This window comes from Fibrobacter sp. UWB11 (genome assembly GCF_900143015.1).
Classification (GTDB): Bacteria; Fibrobacterota; Fibrobacteria; order Fibrobacterales; family Fibrobacteraceae; genus Fibrobacter.
Genome location: NZ_FSRT01000003.1, coordinates 149,698 through 172,399, shown reverse-complemented (window position 1 = coordinate 172,399; position 22,702 = coordinate 149,698). Strand labels below are relative to the sequence as shown.

Genomic DNA, 22,702 nt, shown 5'->3' with positions numbered 1-22,702 from the left:
AAATCGGCATTCCCCCAATAACAAAAAAAGGTCCCCTTTCGGGAACCTTTTTAAGCTTTTCCAAGCGATTAGAGCACGCCGTGTGCCTGGCGGGCAATCACGTCGAGCTGCTGTTCGCGAGTGAGCTTGATGAAGCGCACTGCGTAGCCAGAAACGCGGATCGTGAAGTTCTGGTATTCTTCCTTCTCCGGATGTTCCATGGCATCCTTGAGCTTTTCGACACCGAACACGTTCACGTTCAAGTGGTGGCTGCTCTGGCCGAAGTAACCGTCGAGAACCTGCACGAGCTTGTTGGTGCGTTCTTCGTCATCATGACCGAGTGCATCCGGGTTGATGGTCTGCGTATTGCTGATACCGTCGAGAGCGTATTCGTACGGAATCTTGGCAACAGAGTTGAGAGATGCCAAGAGGCCGTTCTTTTCGGCACCGTAGCTCGGGCTTGCACCCGGAGAGAACGGTTCACCCTGCTTACGACCATCCGGGAGAGATCCCGTTGCCTTACCGTAAACAACGTTACTTGTAATGGTAAGGATAGATGTGGTCGGTTCAGAGTCGCGGTAGGTCGGCGTCTGCTTAATCTTGGCCATGAACGTCTTGAGGAGCCAAACGGCGATATCGTCTGCGCGGTCGTCGTCGTTTCCATAACGCGGGAAGTCGCCTTCGATCTGGAAGTCCTGAGCGAGGCCGGTAGCCGGGTCACGGATGACCTTGACCTTGGCGTACTTGATTGCAGAAAGGCTATCGACAACGTGGCTGAAGCCTGCGATACCCGTTGCAAACGTACGGCGAACGTTGGTATCGATGAGAGCCATTTCGGCAGCTTCGTAGTAGTACTTGTCGTGCATATAGTGAATCAAGTTCAATGTATTCACGTACAAGTGGGCAAGCCAATCCATGTAGAGACTAAACTTGTGGACAACTTCGTCGTAGTTGAGGTATTCGCTAGAGATAGGCGGATATTCCGGGCCAACCTGCGTACCCTTCACGAGGCATTCATCCTTACCGCCGTTGATGGCGTAAAGGAGCGTCTTGGCGAGGTTTGCGCGAGCGCCGAAGAACTGCATTTCCTTACCAGTCTGAGTTGCAGAAACGCAGCAGCAGATGCTGTAGTCATCGCCCCAGATCGGACGCATCGTGTCATCGTTTTCGTACTGGATGGCGCTGGTCTTCACGGAGATCTCTGCAGCGAACTTCTTGAAGCTTGCCGGGAGGCGCGGGCTATAGAGAATCGTGAGGTTCGGTTCCGGAGACGGACCCATGTTCACGAGCGTGTGCAAGAAGCGGTAGTCGTTCTTGGTCACCTGATGGCGACCATCCTGGCCGAGACCAGCGACTTCGAGCGTAGCCCACACCGGGTCACCGCTGAAGAGTTCGTTGTAGCTAGTGATACGGGCGAACTTGACCATGCGAAGCTTCATCACGAAATGGTCGATGATTTCCTGAGCTTCGCTTTCGTTGATGACGCCGTTCTGCAAGTCACGGGTCATGTAAATGTCGAGGAAGGTAGAAACGCGGCCAACGCTCATGGCGGCACCGTTCTGCGTCTTGATGGCAGCGAGGTAACCGAAGTAGAGCCACTGCACAGCTTCGCGTGCGTTCGTTGCCGGCTTGGAAATGTCATAGCCGTAAATCTTTGCCATGACCTTCATGCCTTCGAGGGCCTTGATCTGTTCGGCAAGTTCTTCGCGTTCGCGGATCACGTGTTCGCGCATATCCGTTTCATCGGTCAGAGCCTTGTCAGCCTTCTTCTGGGCGATGAGGTAATCGATACCGTAAAGAGCAACGCGGCGGTAGTCGCCGACGATACGGCCACGGCCGTAAGTATCCGGAAGACCCGTAATGATGTGGGCCTTGCGGGCCATACGCATTGCCGGCGTGTAGGCGTCGAAAACGCCCTGGTTGTGAGTCTTGTGGAATTCAGTAAAGATGCGGTGAAGTTCTTCGCTCGGTGTGTAACCGTAGTTCTTGCAAGATTCTTCAGCCATCTTGATGCCGCCGAACGGCATGAATGCGCGCTTGAGCGGTTTGTCGGTCTGGAGACCTACGATCTTTTCAAGATCCTTAGTTTCTTCGGAAATGTAGCCAGCGTTGTGGCTTGTAAGAGTGGAGACAACGTCTGTGTCCATGTCGAGGACGCCACCCTTTGCAATTTCTCTCTTCTGTAGTTCCTGGAGTTCTGCCCAGAGCTTGTTCGTAGCTTCAGTCGGTCCCTGCAAGAACGACTTGTCACCGTCGTAGGGAGTATAGTTTTTCTGGATAAAGTCGCGGACGTTAATTTCTTCTTGCCAGCGACCGCCTTTAAAGCCTGTCCATGCTTCCTGCATATAGCCTCTTTTGCTCGTGCAAAACCATTAATGCAACTGAAAAATCACCTAACTTTTCTGGTTGGGGAAAAGGTTTTGCAACGACTTTTCCTTTTTTTTCTTCATTTTTTCAATGTAAAACGCAATATACATATTTAAAAAGGGGTGGGCAAGGTATGAAATGCACCAATTTCGCCCAAAAGTTCGCTTACGAAATGCTTACATGGCCAAAGGTTGACCAAAAATTGAAAAAGATGATTTTTTATGTAAAATTACGACCAAAATGTGTAAAATACGGTTGATACGGTTAGTTCTGAAATTCCTCTTGCTGTGTATACGCAGAATCAGAACAAAAGGTATCTTATGATTAAGAAATTAAGAGGTCAATTATGAAAAAGATTATTCTTCCGATGGTAGCTGTGGCGCTCATGACTGCATGCTCCGATTCGAATGATACTGCAAATTTTGCTAATGCTCAGAATCAGCCTGGTGCTATATCTTCTAGCTCTAATGCAACGGTTCCGGCTGGTGAATCCTCCAGTTCTGACGCTGTAGTTCCGCCGACTGGCCTTTCCTCCAGCTCTGACGCAGTCCTTCCGGGCGTATCTTCTAGCTCCAATGGTGCTCTTCCGGTGGATTTGTCTTCTAGCTCGGTTGCTTCTTCTGCAGCATCCCAGTTTACTTATGCTGTGCCGACACTTACGGAACTTGATCCTACGAAGACTTACTCCTTCTATGGTGCAGAACTTTCCGGTAAGGTCCAGTTCAAGTATGGCCGTTTTGAAGCCCGCATGAAGATGGCTGCAATTTCTGGTTCTGTGAGCTCCATGTTCCTTTACTACGATGATTCTTGGGAAAAGGGTGAAAAGCCGTGGAACGAAATTGATATCGAAGTGCTTGGCAAGGCCCCGGACAAGTGGCAGTCCAACATTATCACCCGTGAAGGTGACCCGTCTATCAAGGCAAATACTTCTTCTGAAAGCAAGCCGCTTCACGAATATGGCTTTGACGCTACGCAGGATTTCCACCTTTATGCAATCGTCTGGACTCCGGAATACGTTGCTTGGGAAATCGACAGTGTCGAAATCCGCCGCGATCCTATTGGACTCAGCCGTGGTTCTCACGCCGATGCTGACCAGGTTGCTTTCTTGACCGAAGATCAGACTCTCCGCTTTAACCTCTGGGCATCCAAGAGCACGGCTTGGACCGGTGCATGGAACAAGGGAATTGGCCTTCCGGTTGAACAGCAAATTGACTACGTCCGCGTCTATTCTTATGATGCCGCAACCAAGGGCTTCACGATGCTCTGGCAGGACGATTTCAATGGCGAAGATATTGACTACGAACGCTGGGGAAGAGGCGACTGGGAAATGGAACGTGTCAACCTCCGCCCGGATAACGTCATCGTCGAAAAAGGTGTTTGCCGTCTCATCTTGGACTACGAAGTTAACTAAAAAAGTATTGGTGTGATGGTTCGCCTCCTGGAGCAATCCAGGAGGCTTTTCTTATTCTTGGACGTTTTTATAAAGTTTTATGGACAAGTACAATTTTTTTTCTATTTTGAATGGAAAATTTGTAATAAATCATTTTACTTGTTGGATAAACGCATGAAAATAAAATATTGTGCCGTTATTGCCTTGCTTGCCGTTGCTTTATTTGGCTGCGCCGCAAACGAAGTTCACCGTGTCTCGGAACCGGGGCTTGAAATTTCTGGGAAAAAGTTGTACGTGCTTGTGAACGAACGAGCCATGCACGAAAATTTGACGCAAAAGATAGATTCCGTGTGGAATGCGAATGCTTCCGATTTGGATTTGGAAACGGAATTTATTTACAACGAAAAACTATCTATTAATCCAGTGCCCATCTCTCAGGTGCTCGACAATTGTGGCGGCAATTATGCTATGGTGCTTGGCATGGGTCTTGAATCCATGAATTCGGCTGTTACGGTTGAATATTTGCCAACGATGTTCAACTGCGACACCCGTAAGGTTGTGTGGAAAATGTCCATCAGGACGGGTGGTAGCTTTGCTAGACATTACTTGGTTAAGGAAATCGTCAATGACTTTAAAACCAATAAGATTGTAAGGAGCAAATAATGAAAAAGCTTTTGTCTGTTCTCTTAGTCTCCTTTCTTTTGGCTGGCTGTTCCATCACGAATATCGGACAGTCCAATTTCGAAAAGGTCTATGCGCTTAAGGGTGAAACGGTTGTTGTTATGGCTACCGCTAACAGTACACTTAGGGACTTTGCAAATAAAGTTGCGGATATGATGGCGAGTTCACTTGGTGGGACATATGGCGTAAATGCCATTGCGTTCCACGAAACCGACGAAGTGACGCTTTCGGAATCCCCGTTGGCGGAATTTGCCAAGCAGAATAACGCAAAGTACGTTTTGATAAAGACGTTCACGAAAATCGGCCTTTATGGTAACGCCATCGATACGTTTAATGAAGAACTTGCTTTGCTCTCCATTGCTGAACGTAAGATTGTCTGGAAAGCGACAATTAAGTACGAAGCCTATAACCGTATTGGTAAGACCCATGCAGCCAATGGTTCGATAAACAAGACCGCCGAATTGCTCCAGAAAGATGGCTTTATCGCGGGCGGAATGTAAATTCTGTTTTTATCGAAAAAGTTAAAGTTGGGCTGGCTGCGCGCTAGCCCTTTTTTATATATTGGATTGTAAATATAGACCAACTACAAAAGAGGATTATCATGAAAAAACTTGCCTTATTGGCTCTTACTGCAATTTCGCTTGCTTTTATGGCTTGCGCCCCCTCTAAACTGGATATTCAAGAAGCGGCTGTGACGAGCGATGTGTTGGTCGAAGTGCGTCAGGTGCTGAATGATTCTATCAGTTTGTATGTTGGTAATGTTCTTTACTTGAATTCAAAACAGGTCGTAGCTGACGATATATATCCGTTGCATGTGAGTACGCGCGACCCGTCTGAATTTGAAAAGCTGACGCCTACAGATGTGATTAACAGCGACGAAGAATTCTTGGACTATTTGCGCCGCAAAGCTCCGGATATGATGAATGTCGGGATTGTAATTGGCGAAACTGCCTATAACGAAGTTGGCTTTGAAGAAGCTGCTGTTGTGACGAAGTTGACCTCGATTTTCCAAAAGATTCAGGGTGGCTCGCTCAAGCTTTTCCATGAAAAAGAAGGCCACCTCACCGACATGAAAAAGATTTATTAGTTGTTGGTCAGTAGTCATTAGTCAATAGTTATTGGTGCTTTGTCATGCCCGCCTCCGTGCGGGCATCTCCTTTTTTTTCTATCTTTGGGCTCGTAAAAAATCAAAGGAATAGCTATGTCCGAAAAAATGACTTCTGCGCAGGTGCGCGAATCTTTCATCAAGTTCTTTGAATCCAAGGGCCACCTCTTTGTGCGTTCTTCGCCGGTGGTTCCGCATGACGACCCGACGCTCATGTTCACGAACGCGGGCATGAACCAGTTCAAGGCTATCTTCCTGGGTGACAATCCGAAGGGTTGGAAGCGCGCATGCAACAGCCAGAAGTGCCTTCGCGTGTCCGGTAAGCACAACGACCTCGACGTGGTGGGTCGCGACAACTACCACCACACCTTCTTCGAAATGCTCGGTAACTGGAGCTTCGGCGACTACTACAAGAAAGAAGCGATTTCTTGGGCTTGGGAACTCCTGACCGAAGTTTGGAAGCTCCCGAAGGAACGTCTGTTCGCAACAGTGTACCAGGATGACGACGAAGCCTGGCAGATTTGGAAGGACGTGTCCGGTCTTCCGGATGACCGCATCATGCGTTTTGACGCTCACTCCAACTTCTGGGAAATGGGCGACACCGGTCCGTGCGGCCCCTGCTCCGAAATCCACTATGACCGCGGCGACCTCGCTACGCAGGCCGAAACGTTCAAGGACCCGATCAAGGGCGTGAACGGCGAAAACGACCGCTACATTGAAATTTGGAATAACGTGTTCATGCAGTACGAACGCGTGAGCGACGGCTCCCTGATTCCGCTGAAGGCTAAGAACGTCGATACCGGTATGGGTTTCGAACGAATCTGCGCTATTCTTCAGGGCAAGACCAGCAACTACGACACCGACGTGTTCACCCCGATCATTGCAAAGATTGCTGAACTCTCTGGCGTTCCGTACAACGATGGCGAAGCCGGCACTCCGCACCGCGTGATTGCCGACCACATCCGTGCTATTTCGTTTGCAATTGCCGATGGCGCTCTCCCGAGCAACGAAGGCCGTGGCTACGTGCTTCGCCGCATTCTCCGCCGCGCAAGCCGCTTTGCTCGCCTCCTCGGTCAGAAGAAGCCGTTCATCTGCCAGCTCGTTCAGGTGCTTGCCGACACGATGGGTGACGCCTTCCCGGAAATTCGCGAACGCAAGGAATTCGTCGCTTCCGTGATCAAGAGCGAAGAAGAAAGCTTTATCCGCACGCTCGACGCTGGTCTCGAACGCTTTGCTGCTATCTCTGCCGAACTCAAGAAGGGCGACAAGATTCCGGGCGACAAGGTGTTCTTGCTCTATGATACTTATGGATTCCCGCCGGACCTCACTGGTATCCTCGCCGAAGAAAAAGGCCTTACGATTGACGAAGAAGGCTATAACAAGTGCATGGAAGAACAGAAGGCCCGCGCCCGCGCTAACATGAAGCAGGGCATCAACACGATGGGTACCGAAGGCTGGACGCAGTACAGCGAAGCTAGCACAAAGTTTGTCGGTTATGAACTCTCCGCTTGCGAAACGAAGGTTGTTCGTTGGCGTGAAGACAAGGGCGTTTTGAGCATCGTGCTTGAAACCTCTCCGTTCTATGCCGAAATGGGTGGTCAGGTTGGCGACAAGGGAACGCTCGTTTCTGCTGACCTCGAAATTGACGTGTTCGACACCGTGAAGGTGAATGATACCGCCCTCTGCCGCGGTAAGGTGAAGAAGGGTTCGGCTAACGAAGAAACGATGGGCGCCGTGTTCATGGCGACTGTCGATAACGACCGCCGTAACGACATCCGCAAGAACCACTCTGCAACTCACTTGCTCCAGGCCGCTCTCCGTCAGGTGCTTGGCACTCACGTGCAGCAGCAGGGTAGCTTCGTTTCGAACGAACTTCTCCGCTTTGACTTCAGCCACTTCAGCGCAATGACCGCCGAAGAAATCCAGAAGGTCGAAGACATCGTGAACGCAAAGGTCATGGAATGTTTGCCGGTCAATACTCAGGTGATGGGTGTTGACGAAGCTAAGGCAAGCGGTGCTATGGCTCTGTTCGGTGAAAAGTATGGCGATGAAGTCCGCGTTGTGAAGATGGGCGCTTGCAACGAAGAATTCTCCAAGGAACTCTGCGGTGGCTTGCACGTGCAGAATACCGGTAACATCGGTCTCGTGAAGATCGTGAGCGAATCAAGCGTGTCCGCTGGTGTGCGCCGTATCGAAGCTGTTTCTGGCCGTGGCGCCTTGAGCCTCCTCCGCGCCGGTACGCAGATTCTCACTGCTCTCCGTGAACAGCTCCGCTGCAAGGACGCCGAAGTTCTCGACCGCATTCAGCAGACGTTTGCCAAGACTCAGAACTTGGAAAAGAGTCTGCAATCTGTGAAGCTCGAACTTGCAACGCTTGCTGCTGCCGAACTCTTGAACGGTGGCATCAACGTGATGGGCGTGAACCTCTACGTGCGCGAACTCTCCTTGCCGGACGAAAAGTACAAGAACTTGCTCGACGGCGTTCAGAACAAGCTTGACTTGGATAGCGTAGCCGTGATTGCAAACAAGGATAACGGTGCCGGTAGCATCGCTGTGATGGTCGGCAAGAATGTTCAGGCCAAGGGCATCAAGGCTGGCGACCTCGTCAAGGATCTCGCCGCTGCTTGTGGTGGCCGCGGCGGTGGACGTCCGGACCGCGCTCAGGCTGGTACCAAGGAAGTCGAAAAGATTGCCGGTGCTATCGCCAACGCGAACAACTGGATTAGAGCCAAGTTGGGTGCATAATTAGAATCACCATCTCAAAAATTTCAAGGCGGCCTTAGGGTCGCCTTTTTTGCAAATCCATATAACATGAAAATCTTCGTTTGTGAAGATATCTTTGCTTTCGATTCCTTAAATAAAATGTATACTTATAGATAAGGTTGGATATATGGAGCCGCTTTTTAATCTAGAAAGCATATATGTTACAAACGCAATCGGAATAGTTTTGATTGCCGTCATGATAGTGTGTAACTTGTGGCGTTTTCAAACGAGGAGTCGGGCGAACAGGAACTTGTTAATGATGATGTTCCTGGCCATGACTAGTTGTATTGCCGATCCCATTTCTTATACCATGAAAGGTGTGACTGGCCTGCTTCCTAAGATTGCGGTCTATTTTACGAGTACATGGCTTTTTGCTGCGAACATGCTGGCTGTCTTTTTTTGGGTGCGATTCTTGTCGTTCCATTTGAACGGGGGAATGCCGAACCGCTCGCGAATAGTGGTGAATTCAGTTGTCGGAACGGGTCTTATTTTACTTGTAATAAATTTCTTTGTCCCAATCGTATTCTCTATTGACGATAACAACCTATATTCTAGAACTTATTTGTATTTTTTGTATATGCTGATAGATTACTCGCTAGTAGTCTATAGCTTGGTTATTTATTTTAAAAGCAAGGCGAAAGGTGGAGCTCTCAAATTTTTCCCGATATGGGTTTATATTGTGCCAATTCTCGTCGGTGGTATAATCCAGTCGCTTTTCTACGGAATTTCTGTTATCCCCACAAGTATTGCTGTTTCGATTGCAGGTGTCTTGGCAAGTTTGCAAAACGAGATGATTTACTATGATCAACTTACGGGTTTGTTCAATCGCTCTTACTTGCTTTATTTGCTGAAAAAGTATGTCCAAAACCCCAAGATGGAAGTTACGGGGATTATGATAGATTTGAACGGCTTCAAGCATATCAACGATGAATTTGGGCACGCTGTGGGTGACGATGCGTTGGTGATATCGGCGCGAATCCTTAAGTCTGCTGTGAACAACGGTGGAAGTGTTATTCGTTATGCCGGTGACGAATTTATTGTATTACTTAATACGCAAAATGATGGCGATGTAGAAAAGTGTATCGCCAAGATTCGTACTTGTTTTGATGGATTTAACAAGGGTGGATCTAAACCTTATGTGTTGTCCGTCTCGGTCGGGTCCCATAAACTCCATGCGAAAACGGAAAGTGTCGATACGTTTATTAACGTAATCGATGCCCGCATGTACGAAGACAAAAAGGCGTTTTACGCGTCTCATGCAGGAATGGATCGCCGCAAACACTAGGCGAATCTTTGGGTGCGCTTTCTCTTTTTCTATCTTTGCCCCGTATGAAATTTGAAGAACTTCCTTTGGCAAATCCGTTGCAGCGGGCAATCCGCGCTGTTGGTTATGAAACTCCGACTCCGATTCAAGAACGCTCTATTCCGAGCCTTCTCGAAGGCAAGGACCTTTTGGGAATTGCACAGACGGGGACCGGTAAGACGGCTGCATTTGCTCTCCCGATTTTGCAACGCTTGCTTGATTCTGGGAAGTTCCGTTCTCCCAAAACTTGCCGTGCGTTAATTCTTTTGCCGACGCGAGAACTAGCCATCCAAGTGGAAGACTGCTTCAAGGAATATGCGCAGTTCACGGCAATTTCGACGACGTGTATTTTTGGTGGCGTGAATGACAATCCGCAAAAGCAAAAACTTGTTCGCGGTGTCGATGTGCTTGTTGCTACTCCGGGGCGCCTGCTTGATTTGATTGGGCAAAAGGCTGTATCGCTAAAGAAATTGGAATTTTTTGTTTTGGACGAAGCAGACCGCATGTTGGATATGGGCTTTATCCATGATATCCGCAAAGTGGTCGCGATGCTCCCGCCGGATAGACAGAATTTGTTCTTTAGCGCAACGATGCCGGATGAAATTCTGAAACTTGCTTCGACGATTTTGCGCCCGAACCCGGTGCAGGTAGAAGTTGCTCCGCAGAGCACTCCGATTGAACGCATCCGACAGGAACTGTACCGTATTGACAAGCGCCGCAAGGGTGCGCTCCTCAAGGAACTCTTGGCGGAACACCCTGAAATGAAAAAGGTGCTTGTCTTCTGTCGTACAAAGCATGGTGCGGATAAAATTGTGCGCGTGCTTGAAAAGGCTGGTGTCAAGTGTGCTGCGATTCACGGTAACAAAAGCCAGAACCGCCGTCAAGAAGCTCTTGGAAATTTCAAGTGCGAACAAATTCGAGTTCTTGTGGCGACAGACATTGCGGCACGCGGCATTGACGTGGACGATGTGAGCCATGTGTTCAATTACGACTTGCCCAATGAACATGAAACGTTCGTGCATCGCATTGGTCGTACGGCGCGTGCGGGCAAAGAAGGTGTCGCCATTTCGTTCTGCTCTCCGGACGAAGAATCCGATTTGCGTGGGATTGAAAAACTTACCCGCGTGAAAATCCCGGAAGGCGATCAGAGCATTTACGAGAAACTCCCGCCTCCGCAAAAAGAGACAGCCGAAAGTTTGATGCGCAATTCTCGCGGGCGCATGTCTCGCGAAGAAGCTCAGGCTCGTGCTGCAGAAACTCGCAATAATAACGGTTCTCAGAAGGCTAATCGCGGACCGCGCGGTCGCAAGGACAACCGCAATGAAAATCGCGAGAACGCCCGTAATGCAAATGCTGAAAATCAGCAGCGTAACAATGCGCCGCGCAATTCCGAGCAGATCTCTCGCAATCCTGCCCAGAACGTGAACTCACAAAACGTTCCGGCCGACAATACCCCGAATCCGCAAAACGGTGGTCGCCGTCATCGCCGTAACCGCCCCGGTTCCCGCGCTCGCCGCCGCATGCGCGAATCGCAAGGCCAAGGATAAGCGTCATGGCGGCCTCAGAGCCGCCATCTTGTCATTCCCGCGAAGGCGGGAATCTCCTATAACTTCATCCAGACTCTATAAGGGCAGAGGCGATCCAGTGGTTTATTCCTACAATACATTTGTGTTGTGAAAAATGCTTAAATTTTGATAGTACTTTACAAAAACTTTAAAAATTTTGTAAAAATCAATATTTTGTGTTGTAAAACTATTGTGTTTTTGAAAAATATGTTGTATATTTGATTTCAGGAACGAAACGGACGAAAAAGAGCCGCAATTCGTTTTTTTACGGACCCTGAAAAAATTTGGGGATTGTCGTAAGGAGGAAAAATGAAAGAAATACTAGAATATACGAGCTATCGCCAGTATATTGCGGACTACTACGCTGATAAAAAGGCGAGTTCTGCATTTACGTGGCAGACGTTCGCGACCGAAGCTGGTTTTTCTTCGCGTGTTTATCTGAAATACGTGAGCGAAGGCCGCTTTAACTTGAGCGATTCGGCGACAGCTCGCGTGGCAGATGCCATGCGCTTGGTCGATTATGAACGCGAATATTTCACCGAAATGGTCCATTTTGACCATGCAAAAACGGATGATGAAAAGAAGGCTGCGTTCAGCAAGATGCTTGCGATTGCAGACGCTCACAAAGCAAAAATATTGGAAGGCGATGCATTTCGCTTTTTTGAAAGTTGGAAAAATCCAGTCATCCGTGAACTTGCTCCATCAATGCCAGGTGCAAAGCCGCTTGCGCTTGCTCATGCATGCCGCCCTGAAATCACCGCTGCTGAAGTCAGCGAAGTGCTTAATTTCCTTGTCAAAGGTGGCTTCTTGGTTAAAAATGCCGAAGGTAATTACGTACAAACGGAAAAATCCTTGACAACGGGCCCCATGGCGGTAACGCCTGTGGCTGTTCGCACGATGCACCGCCAAATGGGTGAACTCGCGCTTGAGGCGATTGAAGGTGTTTCTCCGGATAAACGAAATTTTTCCGGTGTCACGTTCGGTATCACGAAAGACGGCTACGATGAAATCGTGCAAGAAATTGCTGATTGCCGTAAAAGGGTTGTTGCCATTGCTCGGAAAAATGCGGCCACAGACGAAGTCTATCGCCTGAACATGCAGCTTTTCCCGCTGACACAGAAACAAGAATTAAAAAAATAGAGCTGGAGGAAACAATGAATTACTTAAAAATTAGCGGACAACTTGTCTGCAAAATGGCGATGCTGCTCGCCTTTATGTTCGCAGCGTGCTCGGAAACAAATTCAGGAAACAACGTTGCCGGCGGTACCGTCGAAGAAACGGGAGTCTATGCTTTGGCGGGTCGCGTGGGTGATGTATATCCGAAGTTGCTGAAAGTGGCGGATCCATCGGGAGAACCCACTGATACTGCAAAATATGAAGGCTCGGTGTTTGCGGAAAAAGGATCGATTATAATTGTTTATGAACTCGATTCATTGACTCTCGATACGACAGGTCGCTTTTTTAAGGATACCGTAGATAACGATAGTGGCCGCTTTGAATTTAAAGAAATGAATCTAAGAAGCCCGTATGTGTTAATTGGAGAGCATGCGTATCCTTCTGACGCTCGCAATAAACGGGGTACTATAGTTTATACGTATTATAACTACAGCGCGATAGTAGATTTGCGAAACGTGAAAAATGTAAATGTCAGTACCTTGACAACGATGAAAGTCCCACTTTTGCAGAAATATTTTGCAGAAGGCAAGTCTTTTGCCGAAGCGGGAAAGATGGCTGAGCATGAAATCCTTGAAGGTTTCGGAATATATGAGGATTTAGGAACTTTTGAAGAAATGCCTGAAAACGGTTCCGAATTAGATTTTGTAAATGAACTCTCTCAGTTAGATGAACTCAATGTGCGTCATTATGTGGAAACTATGGGTGTTGTTCTTTCTTTTATGTCGCCCAAGGAGTTCTCTAAAAGCGAGATAATGGAGCGGTACTATTTGAATTCTATGAAAATGATTGATTATGATATTGGTTATTTGGCACATATCGATAGTTTAGGACGTTGTACTGAATCTCGCGAAAATGAGGCTAGTATGGTAAAGGGGCGCATCGGTGATATTGCTGTTGTGTGCCGTTCTGGAAAATGGGCCATGGGCTTTAAAGCGGTTGAACATACCAAGGGCACTATGACGGATAACCGCGATGGAAAAACGTATAAGACCGTAACGTATAATTTTGGCGGAACTTCGCAGACATGGATGACTGAAAATCTTGATTTTACGGATACGGCATCTTTGAGTGTTGACAGTTCGTTAAGGGCGAATTTGTCTGGAAGTATATATTGCTACCATGAACCTTATTTGGATAATGATGAAGAAGGGTGTGGTGCTTATGGACATGAATATCTGTGGAGGGCTGCAATGAATATCGGAGACGATGATATAAAATCGTATTCAGTTGGTGCTCAGGGCGATTCGTTGCTAGTAAGTGAAAAATGCATGGATGCAATTCGTAATCGTAGTCTTCTTCCTGGGGATTCTGCAGAGGCTGTTGAAGATTCTTGTGGTACTATATTGTATGGTGAAAATGATTCGGAAGAAAATTCTTCGAGGACGTGGACTTGGAATTATTCAGACTTTATTACGCCTTCGAATCAAAATTCTTATCAAGGAATTTGTCCGGATGGATGGAGAATTCCAACGCTTGAAGATTGGTTGACTTTGTTGCAAAATTTGGGCGAACAATATGGCGTTGATTATGGAAACGTTGTGATGGTGCTGTATGATGAGGCCGCAACTGGTTTTGGATTGAATAATATTGCAAAGATTTTGGGCGTAGAATTTGATCATGTGGTAGTGCAAGGTTTTAGTTTTTACAATTATTTTGTCATGGCAGATGCTTCCTATTATACGGCTGAATTTTTCAACATGTGGAAAAAATTCAGTGGGTTCAATCTGTCTTATCCGGATAGGTGGCACGTCCTTCTTTACAAATACAATAATCCAGAAATGCGTCAGAGTTCTTTGGCCGATCCGTATACTTCTGCCGCTGTCCGCTGCATCAAAAACTAAACCAATGAAAACTTAACGGAAATACTGTTAGGAGGAAAAGGGAAGACGGGCTTCGGCCCGCCTTCTTTTTGCATTGTCATGCGTCATCCTGAGGCGTGAAACGCCGAAGGGTTTGGTAAAATCTTGCATGTCATTCCCCGCTCCGACGGGGAATCTCCTTCTACACGTTTAACTCAAGTCCCGCAATTTGACTTTCGAGCTTTTCCGCTTCTGCGTGTAGCTTTTGAAGAAAAGTCGCGGTGGCTGTCGAACTCTCGTCTTGAATTCTGTGGTTTGCCATTTTCATGAACTTTTCCACCTTGCGGATATCTTCGCGCGTTTTTTCACTGCAATAAGTTTCTGCCATGCGCTCAAAGATGTAGCCTTCTGCCGTTTTTGACAAATGAATCATGTCATCGTCGTAAAATCGGTAGTCGCGCAATTCATCCATCACGATTTCGTAACTCGGAAAATAACTGATGGTCTCGGCTCCCACGTCATTGCGAGCCGAAGGCGAAGCAATCTCTTGAATTACTTTATTGATCGCTAACTGCAATGTTGCTTTCGAAAGCGTGTTGTTGTGGGCTCCATCGCTCATGTGGCGTAACGGCGAAATTGTAAACACGATGTGAAGTTTACGATTCTCGCCACGCTCGTCATTGCAAACTGCACTTACGTCTGGCGAAGCAATCCAGTCGCTTTTTATTTTACGTAGACTTTCAACAATTTCTTTGAGCGCGTCTGCAGCTTCTTCGATAGAAATCATCCGGCGTTCAAAAAGTCTCGGATCTTGCCGGTGACAATTTGCAACAACCTGCGACTTTAAAAAATAAACGAACGAAGTCCCGAGAGTAATAAATACGACGTCTGCGTTGCGCAAAAAATCTCGTGTTTGTGTAGCTGCGTTGTTCAGTTTTGCGATACATTCTTCGCGGCTTTTCCCGGAAAGCGAACTGTGCGCATCCCAGCAATGCCATGGGGCTGCGCCGTATTCCTCGCTGCTGCGGTTGCCTAAACAAACGCTGTTGCCAAAGCGCATATCCTGAAAAACATCCTCTTCTCCAAAAACTTTTCCGTCTGCAATGGCCTTAATCTGTTTTGCGATTGAAAGTGGATTGTACACGGTCCCGAATGGATTTGCCAAAACATTGAATTTTCGCGATGCAAATTGCGCAGAAATATTATCCGCAAAACACGATCCGAAAAATGCAATTTGCGATTTGTAGTTAATGAGCAAATCTGATGCGGGAATATCAATTTTTGTGAAGAAATTCATGTTGAAAAGCTAGTAAATCCCCGCGCGTTTCCCATGCCGTTTCGCGCATTCCCTGCATATTCCCCATGTCTTTTGCGCACAATCTCGCCGCGTTCTCGCGACATTTCAATCGCGTTTTAAACATTTTAATCCATATTGTGAAAATTACTAAAATTTTAATATTCTATGAAATTCTGTAAAATTTTACGTAAAAATAAACTTTTATATTGTAAAACTATTGATTTTTGTAGAAAACGAGGCTATATTTGTAACATCTGCAAACGGTACGCCAAATAAGAGGCCGTTTTGTAAGGAGGAAAAATGAAAGATATACTTGAATATACGGACTACCGCCAGTATATCGCAGATTACTATGCCGATCGAAAGGCCAAGTCTGCGTTCAGCTGGCAGGAGTTTGCCGCTGCGGCGGGGTTCTCGTCGCCGGTTTACCTTAAATATGTTAGTGAAGGTCGCTTCAACTTGAGCGAAGAAGCTGCGGTTCGCACGGCGCGTTCCATGCGTCTCGCAGATTTCGAATGCGACTTCTTTGTTGAAATGGTCAAGTTTGACCACGCAAAGAACGATGCCGAAAAGCGTGCTGCGTTCAGCAAGATGGTCTCGATTGCCGATGCTCACAAATCGAAAATCCTAGAAGGCGAATCGTTCCGCTTTTTCGAAGACTGGAAAAATCCGGTGCTCCGTGAACTTGCCCCCGCCATGCCTGGCGCAAAACCGCTTGCGCTCGCTCATGCTTGCCGCCCCGAAGTTACAGCCGCAGAAGTTTCTGAATCGCTTAATTTCTTGGTCAAGGCGGACCTTCTCAAAAGAGATAAAGATGGCAATTACGCACAAACTGAAAAAGTTGTGACGACCGGTCCTATGAATATCACTCCGCTCGCGGTTCGTGGATTGCATCACCAGATGGGCGAATTTGCTCTCGATGCCATTGAAAATGTTCCACAGGACGAACGACATTTTTCAGGTCTTACGCTTGGTATCACGCGCGAAGCTTACGATGAAATCGTGCAGAAAATTGCCGAATTCCGCAAAGAAATTATCGCGATTGCGACTCGTGAACCTGCAACAGACGAAGTCTATCGTTTGAACGTGCAGTTCTTCCCGATGACGAAAAAAAGTTTAAATAAAAAGGACTAGGAGGAAACCATGAATTATTCAAAAATAAGCGGACAATTTGTCTGCAAAATGGCGATGCTGCTCGCCTTTGTGTTCGCAGCTTGCTCCGAAGACAATTCACCGATAAATGGTGCTCATGGCGGTGCCGCCGAAGAACAGGGCGTTTACGCTTTAGCTGGTCGCGTGGGTGATGTGTATCCCAAATTGTTATTGGCGGTGGATGAAAATTCGATGCAGGCGCCTAAGGGCAGCTCTATCACTGTTTATGAATTAGATTCCTTGACGCTCGATACGACGGGACGTTCTTTTGTTAGCTCGATTAATGACGATGAAGGGCGTTTTGTGATTGATAGCCTTGATTTTGATAGCCCGTATGTATTGATTGAAGAAATTGTGCCTGCCCGTGATACGTGCCTGTATGTAAGCGATTGGCTGCTACCACTAGTAGAAAATCAGCTACGGTACGAAAAGCTAGAAAATCCTTCTTCGGAAACTCAGTGCTTTGAACGGACGTTAAAGGCGAAAGAATTTCGCGCTGTTGTGGATTTGCGAAAAAAAGAAAAAATAAGTGTTAATTCGTTGACGACGGCTAAGGTTCCGCTTTTGCAAAAATATATAGCCGAAGGAAAGACCTTTGCTGAAGCGAGCCAAATGGCTGAACGCAAAATTCTTGAAGATTATGGAATATACGAAGACTTGGGCTCGTTTGAAAAAATGTTTGATGATGATTCTGAATTGTCTTATGTGAATGAGTTGATTCGATATACTGATTCAAGTGCACGCGAGATGCTTGTTTGGAAGGATGTGATGGGCAATTATGTTTCTCCCAAAGATTTTATGGGGAATGCGCAAATGAAAAAATATTATCAGAATATGAAGAAAATGATAGATTATAGAATAGGCTTCTTGGCTAAAGTTGATGGATTGGGTCAGTGCACTGAAGCGCGTGAAAATGATGTAGGCGAAATTAAACTTTTTTATACCCCAAATTATGTTAATGTGGTGTGCCGCTCTAAAAAGTGGACGATGGGTTTTAAATCGGTGGAACATACGAAGGGTTTGTTGGTCGATAATCGAGATGGTAGATCTTATGAGACGGTGACGTATAATTTGGGCGGAACATCGCAGACTTGGATGGCGGAGGACCTTGTTTATGCGGATTCTACGCACCCAGCATGTCAAGATTATATTGATAAATCTTATGCCGCTTGCAGAGAGAACGGTCGATATGTATGGTTGCACGCGATGGATATTGGGTTGGATGATGTGAATATGTTTTGGATCCGTTGGCAAGGAGGGGATACGGTCTCTTACCAGGATTGTCTAAAAGTATTTTCTGGTGACTTGGATTCAGTTGTCCCGGGAACCTGTATGCAAGGAAGTCTTGGCGGGCATTGGGATTATGTCTATACCAATCCTTTGCTGCGGTCGAATTTGAATGCTCATCAAGGAATTTGTCCAGATGGTTGGCGTATTCCGACTACGAGTGACTGGAGAACTTTGTTGCAGAATTTGGGAGAACAGTATGGAGTTGATTATGCTAAAGCCGTGCCTGTCCTTTATGATGAGACTGCGACAGGGTTTGGTTTGTATAGTACACATGAAGGGCTTGTTGTGGATAATGAAGGCCGTGTTGTTGTGAGTCAAAATGGTGTTTTTAATGATATGTTTGTAGTGACGGATGAGCATTTGTCTAGAGTTCAATTCTTTGGAGGGTATTCAACCGGATACGGCTTTGGATTTAGAACTCCCGGGGATCGCGAATATGAAGAAAGCTATTTTAATATACCTCCTTTAGATAAACTGAATGTCCGTTGCATCAAAAATTGATTCTCCCGTTTTTTTAAGGGTGATTTTATAGGAAGAGTCAGTTTTTGTGTAAGGAGGAAAGGGAAGACGGGGTTCGCCCCGCCTTCTTTTTCGTCATCTTTACAATTGCTTATTGATTTCTGTTGTCTTTTTATTGTTTCTGTATATTGTGAAAATTGATTAAAATTTTTGAATTTTTGACATAAATTGTGAAATTTTAATAAAAATTGCATTTTCTTATTGTGAAAACTATTGCATTTTTGAAATTTTAATCGTATATTTGTTTTTGAAAATGATTCCGCTTTTTGCTTTAGGCGAATTTATGGGGTCATTGTGTTAGGAGGAACAGAATGAAAGACGTGCTAGAGTATACTAGCTACCGCCAATATATCGCGGATTACTATGCCGAAAAGAAGGCAAAATCTGCGTTTACCTGGCAGGAATTTGCCAAAAGTGCGGGCTTCTCTTCGCCCGTTTACTTGAAGTATGTAAGTGACGGGCGCTTTAATCTGAGTGAAAATGCAGTTGCTCGTGTTGCTTCTGCAATGTCTCTCGCTGATTACGAACAGGAATATTTCCGAGAATTGGTCAATTTTGATCACGCCAAGACAGACGAAGAAAAAAAGATTTTCTTCAACAAGATGCTTGCGATTGCAGATTCGCATAAAGTGAAAATCATAGAGGCCGATTCGTATCGCTTTTTCGAAGACTGGAAAAATCCGGTGCTCCGTGAACTTGCTCCCTCTATGCCCGGTGCAAAGCCGTTGGCGCTCGCTCATGCGTGCCGCCCAAAGATTACCGCCGCCGAAGTCAGCGATTCATTGAATTTTTTGCTCAAGGCTAATTTGTTACAAAAGAACGAAGACGGAAATTACGTACAGACTGAAAAATCTGTGACAACAGGCCCGTTGACGGCGACCCCGGTGGCGGTTCGAACATTGCATCATCAAATGGGCGAGCTTGCGCTAGAGGCAATTGAAGGCGTTGCGCAGTCGGAACGTCATTTTTCGGGCCTTACGCTTGGCATCACGCGTGATGCTTATGATGAAATTGTTCAGGAAATTGCTGAGTGCCGCAAACGCATTATTGCTATTGCACGACGGAGCGATGTTACCGAAGAAGTGTACCGCTTGAATATGCAATTTTTCCCGTTAACAAAAAAGAGTGTTGGAAAAAAGGATTAGGAGGACAACATGTTTAATTCAAAAGTTTATACGCCATTTATTTGCAAATGGATTATGCTGTTTGCTTTAATGCTTGCAGCTTGCTCGTCGGATGACGGAACTGTACGTCCGCTTGCATCTCAGGGCGGCACCGAAGAAGAAACTGCCTATGTCTTGTCTGGGCGAATTGGCGATGATGTCCCGAAAATGTTGCGAGAGAAGAAGGCTGATTCGATTTCGGGTGAGGCTTTGATTGCTCAGCCGGGCGCGATTGTTGTCGTTTTCGAATTGGATTCTGTAACGCTTGCTAAGACGGGTCGTAGTTTTACTAGTCCAATAAAAAGCGAAGAAGGTCTTTTTGCGTTCGAAGAGATTGCTTTGCAAAGTCCTTATGTGCTAATTGAAAACCAAAGATCATTTAATTCTTCGACTTGCCTTATGTGTAAAAATCGAGTGGATTGGGATTCCGTATTTACGGATGGAAGTAATGTTGTATACATGGAAGTGGTCAGAGCTATTGTGGATTTGCGGAAAATCAAAAAAATTAGTGTGAATACATTGACAAGTATGAAAGTTCCGTTGTGGCAAAAATATGTTGCCGAAGGGATGAATGTCGCGGCCGCAAGTGATAAGGCTGAAAGCGAAGTTCTTGAAAACTTTGGTGTTTACGAGAACTTGGGCGCTTTTGAAGAAGCTGCCGATGAAAATTCGGATTTGCCCTTTTTGGAAGAAATAGCTGGTGATTCGAGGCCTTATTCTGCATTTAAGATTTTCTTGGATCTTAATAAATTTTATGATAAGCTGTTGTTTAATTCACCCGAATTAATCTCTGGGAGAGGAAGCACGGTTGAACGACTTTATATGAATACCATAAAGATGGGCTATTATCGAGTGGGCTACTTTGCAAAAGAAAAGGGCTATGGACGTTGTACGGAATCGCGCGAAAATGAAGTTCAGTATTTAGATGATTATGATGGCACTCCTGTTTCGATTGTATGCCGTTCTGGAAAATGGACTATAGGTTTTAAAAAGATGGATTATACGAAAGGAACGATGACAGACCCGCGCGATGGCAAAATTTATAATACGGTTACGTATGATGTTGGAGGTGTTTCGCAAACGTGGATGGCCGAGAATTTGAATTTTTCGGATACATCATTGACTGCGGATAGTGCGTTGAAAGTTAATTTGCCGGGACATTCGCTATGCAAGGCTTATGATCCAGAGTGTAAATTGTATGGCCGTTATTATTCGTGGATTGGCGCGATGAATATCGGTGAAAATGATTTTAGGATATATTCTGTTGAAGCAAATGGCGATACGTTGTTCTTGGAACAGCAATGTTATGATGCCAAAGTGAAAGAGTGCCCGGATGAAGATTATGATTGCATGAATTTGCAGAACCAAATTAAAGATCATTGTGATACCTTGTATACTTGGTCTCGCGAGATTCCTGGCGATTATGAAGCAGAGAAAAAATGCGTAGATGAAAAATATCTAGAGTGCGACAAGAATGATTATGAATGCCTAGCAAAAGTGAAAACGACTTGTGATTCTTTGTATGGCGATAAAATGCTACCGTCGCTTGATTGGTCGTATGGTTATGTTGAATATATGTCGGATAAAAACAAGGATGACTATCAAGGTGTATGCCCTGATGGATGGCGGATCCCCACGGCGGATGATTGGAGAAAATTGTTGCATATTATGGGTGATGCGTATGGTGTTGAACCTCTTGAATCGGGGGTAGTCCTTTATGATGATTATGCAACTGGTTTTGGAATGGAAAAAGTTGTCACCGATATGTATATAAATGAAGAGCTCGGTTGGATTTCTATAGACAATTCCTGGTGGGTTCGATTCCTTGTCGCTGATGCTGCGGTATATAGTATCGGGTTCTTTAGGGAAAATGAGGGCTTGCCATTAAACAAGCTGGGGTATTCTGATGGCCACGAACCGACGTTCTTTACGCCTGGAGATAACTATTATTCGGCTTTTGTGCGCTGTATAAAGAAATAAAATTCTTAGAACGAAAAACCATTGTTTATTAGGAGGATAATATGGAAATGATGGGGAGTACGTCAGACGAAAATGTCATAAATCCCTCGTGTGAGGGTTAGGAGGAAAAGGGAAGACGGGCTTCGGCCCGCCTTCTTTTTATATTCTGAATTGATACTTTATTTGTATTATCTAAATATGCTAAAATTTTGATGTCTATTAAAAATTGCTTAAATTTTACTAAAAACGCTAAAAATTTATGATAAAACTATTGACTTTTTGAAATTTATGATTTATATTTGGTTTTGTAAACGGCACGGACTTACAAGTCGAGATGCTGTTTGTGTTAGGAGGAAACCATGAAAGATATACTAGAATACACTAGTTATCGTCAGTATATTGCGGATTACTACGCCGACAAAAAGGCCAAATCCGCGTTCACTTGGCAGGAGTTCACGCGGGCTGCGGGATTCTCTTCGCCGGTTCATTTGAAGTATGCGAGCGAAGGCAAGCTCAACCTGAGTGATGCTGCCGCACTGCGCGTGGCACAGGCCATGCATCTTGCCGGCTACGAACAAGATTACTTTTGCGAAATGGTCAAGTTTGACAACGCAAAAACGGATGCCGAGAAAAAAGCCGCTTTTAGCAAAATGCTTTCGATTGCAGATACTGTCAAGGCGAAAATCATCGGAGGTGATTCATTCCGCTATTTCGAAAGCTGGAAAAATCCGGTGCTCCGTGAACTTGCCCCAGCGATGCCCGGTGCAAAGCCGCTTGCGCTTGCCCGTGCCTGCCGCCCAGAAGTTACGGCTGCCGAAGTGACCGAAGCGCTGAATTTCCTTGTCAAGGCGGATTTGCTCAAAAAGGATAAAGACGGTAATTATAAGCAGACCGAAAGAGGCGTGACGACGGGCCCTATGGAGGTGACTCCTATTGCTGTTCGTGAAATGCATCGACAGATGGGTGAGTTTGCTTTGGATGCCATTGAAGGCGTTGCTCAAGATGAACGCCATTTCTCGGGGCTTACACTTGGTATCACGCACAATGCTTACGAAAAAATTGTTCAGGAAATCGCTGAATTTCGCAAGAGGATTATTACGATTGCGACGCAAGATGACGGTATGGATGAAGTCTACCGTTTGAATGTGCAGTTTTTCCCAATGACAAATAAAAGTATTAATAAAAAAGGTTAGG

16 protein-coding genes are annotated in these 22,702 nt (G+C 46.0%); 14 read left to right on the top strand and 2 right to left on the bottom strand.

What is annotated here, in order from left to right:
- Positions 1-68: 68 nt before the first annotated feature.
- A complete protein-coding gene (pflB, locus tag BUQ91_RS12900) occupies positions 69-2,324 on the bottom strand; it encodes a formate C-acetyltransferase (protein ID WP_074209566.1) in 2,256 nt (751 codons plus the stop codon).
- A 368-nt stretch (positions 2,325-2,692) separates the two neighbouring features.
- On the opposite strand from pflB, the gene BUQ91_RS12895 reads away from it, so the two are divergent.
- The 9 genes from BUQ91_RS12895 to BUQ91_RS12855 all read left to right on the top strand — a co-directional run bounded on the left by BUQ91_RS12895 (position 2,693) and on the right by BUQ91_RS12855 (position 14,170).
- Complete coding sequence (locus tag BUQ91_RS12895) at positions 2,693-3,757, top strand: glycoside hydrolase family 16 protein (RefSeq protein WP_074209565.1); 1,065 nt, start codon at positions 2,693-2,695, stop codon at positions 3,755-3,757.
- Between the two features lie 153 nt (positions 3,758-3,910).
- Positions 3,911-4,399: a hypothetical protein gene (locus BUQ91_RS12890; protein ID WP_072829676.1), complete on the top strand. Its 489-nt coding sequence runs from the start codon at positions 3,911-3,913 to the stop codon at positions 4,397-4,399.
- Positions 4,399-4,917 carry a hypothetical protein gene (locus BUQ91_RS12885; protein ID WP_074209564.1) on the top strand — a complete coding sequence of 173 codons (519 nt, stop codon included), beginning with the start codon at positions 4,399-4,401 and terminating at the stop codon, positions 4,915-4,917. Before BUQ91_RS12890 ends, BUQ91_RS12885 begins: the two co-directional genes overlap by 1 nt.
- A gap of 101 nt (positions 4,918-5,018) precedes the next feature.
- Complete coding sequence (locus tag BUQ91_RS12880; protein ID WP_074209563.1) at positions 5,019-5,504, top strand: hypothetical protein; 486 nt, start codon at positions 5,019-5,021, stop codon at positions 5,502-5,504.
- A 114-nt stretch (positions 5,505-5,618) separates the two neighbouring features.
- The gene (gene alaS / locus BUQ91_RS12875; RefSeq protein WP_074209562.1) at positions 5,619-8,267 is read left to right on the top strand and encodes an alanine--tRNA ligase; all 2,649 of its coding nucleotides are present in this window, start codon (positions 5,619-5,621) and stop codon (positions 8,265-8,267) included.
- Positions 8,268-8,559: 292 nt separating this feature from the next.
- Entirely contained in the window at positions 8,560-9,570 is a 1,011-nt protein-coding gene (locus BUQ91_RS12870; RefSeq protein WP_254842359.1) for a GGDEF domain-containing protein, read from the top strand.
- Positions 9,571-9,614: 44 nt separating this feature from the next.
- On the top strand, positions 9,615-11,135 hold the full coding sequence (locus tag BUQ91_RS12865) for a DEAD/DEAH box helicase (RefSeq protein WP_074209733.1): 1,521 nt from the start codon (positions 9,615-9,617) through the stop codon (positions 11,133-11,135).
- 327 nt (positions 11,136-11,462) lie between these two features.
- Entirely contained in the window at positions 11,463-12,293 is an 831-nt protein-coding gene (locus tag BUQ91_RS12860; protein WP_074209561.1) for a TIGR02147 family protein, read from the top strand.
- 14 nt (positions 12,294-12,307) lie between these two features.
- Complete coding sequence (locus BUQ91_RS12855; RefSeq protein ID WP_074209560.1) at positions 12,308-14,170, top strand: FISUMP domain-containing protein; 1,863 nt, start codon at positions 12,308-12,310, stop codon at positions 14,168-14,170.
- 160 nt (positions 14,171-14,330) lie between these two features.
- Here BUQ91_RS12855 and BUQ91_RS12850 read toward each other — a convergent pair whose 3' ends face one another.
- Positions 14,331-15,425: a GSCFA domain-containing protein gene (locus tag BUQ91_RS12850; RefSeq protein ID WP_074209559.1), complete on the bottom strand. Its 1,095-nt coding sequence runs from the start codon at positions 15,423-15,425 to the stop codon at positions 14,331-14,333.
- A 300-nt stretch (positions 15,426-15,725) separates the two neighbouring features.
- Here BUQ91_RS12850 and BUQ91_RS12845 point away from each other — a divergent pair, with 300 nt between their 5' ends.
- The 5 genes from BUQ91_RS12845 to BUQ91_RS12825 all read left to right on the top strand — a co-directional run bounded on the left by BUQ91_RS12845 (position 15,726) and on the right by BUQ91_RS12825 (position 22,701).
- Complete coding sequence (locus BUQ91_RS12845; RefSeq protein ID WP_074209558.1) at positions 15,726-16,559, top strand: TIGR02147 family protein; 834 nt, start codon at positions 15,726-15,728, stop codon at positions 16,557-16,559.
- 9 nt (positions 16,560-16,568) lie between these two features.
- Positions 16,569-18,368: an FISUMP domain-containing protein gene (locus BUQ91_RS12840; RefSeq protein WP_074209557.1), complete on the top strand. Its 1,800-nt coding sequence runs from the start codon at positions 16,569-16,571 to the stop codon at positions 18,366-18,368.
- Between the two features lie 329 nt (positions 18,369-18,697).
- Entirely contained in the window at positions 18,698-19,531 is an 834-nt protein-coding gene (locus BUQ91_RS12835) for a TIGR02147 family protein (protein WP_072829368.1), read from the top strand.
- Between the two features lie 9 nt (positions 19,532-19,540).
- Positions 19,541-21,529, top strand: a complete 1,989-nt coding sequence (locus BUQ91_RS12830) for an FISUMP domain-containing protein (protein ID WP_074209556.1) — start codon at positions 19,541-19,543, stop codon at positions 21,527-21,529.
- Between the two features lie 338 nt (positions 21,530-21,867).
- Positions 21,868-22,701, top strand: a complete 834-nt coding sequence (locus tag BUQ91_RS12825) for a TIGR02147 family protein (RefSeq protein WP_074209555.1) — start codon at positions 21,868-21,870, stop codon at positions 22,699-22,701.
- The last annotated feature ends 1 nt before the right edge of the window (position 22,702 follow it).

Excerpts from the sequence above, each read along its gene's own strand:
- pflB (WP_074209566.1), bottom strand. The coding sequence starts at position 2,324 with ATGCAGGAAGCATGGACAGGCTTTAAAGGCGGTCGCTGGCAAGAAGAA.
- BUQ91_RS12895 (WP_074209565.1), top strand. The coding sequence starts at position 2,693 with ATGAAAAAGATTATTCTTCCGATGGTAGCTGTGGCGCTCATGACTGCA.
- BUQ91_RS12890 (WP_072829676.1), top strand. The coding sequence starts at position 3,911 with ATGAAAATAAAATATTGTGCCGTTATTGCCTTGCTTGCCGTTGCTTTA.
- BUQ91_RS12885 (WP_074209564.1), top strand. The coding sequence starts at position 4,399 with ATGAAAAAGCTTTTGTCTGTTCTCTTAGTCTCCTTTCTTTTGGCTGGC.
- BUQ91_RS12880 (WP_074209563.1), top strand. The coding sequence starts at position 5,019 with ATGAAAAAACTTGCCTTATTGGCTCTTACTGCAATTTCGCTTGCTTTT.
- alaS (WP_074209562.1), top strand. The coding sequence starts at position 5,619 with ATGTCCGAAAAAATGACTTCTGCGCAGGTGCGCGAATCTTTCATCAAG.
- BUQ91_RS12870 (WP_254842359.1), top strand. The coding sequence starts at position 8,560 with ATGACTAGTTGTATTGCCGATCCCATTTCTTATACCATGAAAGGTGTG.
- BUQ91_RS12865 (WP_074209733.1), top strand. The coding sequence starts at position 9,615 with ATGAAATTTGAAGAACTTCCTTTGGCAAATCCGTTGCAGCGGGCAATC.
- BUQ91_RS12860 (WP_074209561.1), top strand. The coding sequence starts at position 11,463 with ATGAAAGAAATACTAGAATATACGAGCTATCGCCAGTATATTGCGGAC.
- BUQ91_RS12855 (WP_074209560.1), top strand. The coding sequence starts at position 12,308 with ATGAATTACTTAAAAATTAGCGGACAACTTGTCTGCAAAATGGCGATG.
- BUQ91_RS12850 (WP_074209559.1), bottom strand. The coding sequence starts at position 15,425 with ATGAATTTCTTCACAAAAATTGATATTCCCGCATCAGATTTGCTCATT.
- BUQ91_RS12845 (WP_074209558.1), top strand. The coding sequence starts at position 15,726 with ATGAAAGATATACTTGAATATACGGACTACCGCCAGTATATCGCAGAT.
- BUQ91_RS12840 (WP_074209557.1), top strand. The coding sequence starts at position 16,569 with ATGAATTATTCAAAAATAAGCGGACAATTTGTCTGCAAAATGGCGATG.
- BUQ91_RS12835 (WP_072829368.1), top strand. The coding sequence starts at position 18,698 with ATGAAAGACGTGCTAGAGTATACTAGCTACCGCCAATATATCGCGGAT.
- BUQ91_RS12830 (WP_074209556.1), top strand. The coding sequence starts at position 19,541 with ATGTTTAATTCAAAAGTTTATACGCCATTTATTTGCAAATGGATTATG.
- BUQ91_RS12825 (WP_074209555.1), top strand. The coding sequence starts at position 21,868 with ATGAAAGATATACTAGAATACACTAGTTATCGTCAGTATATTGCGGAT.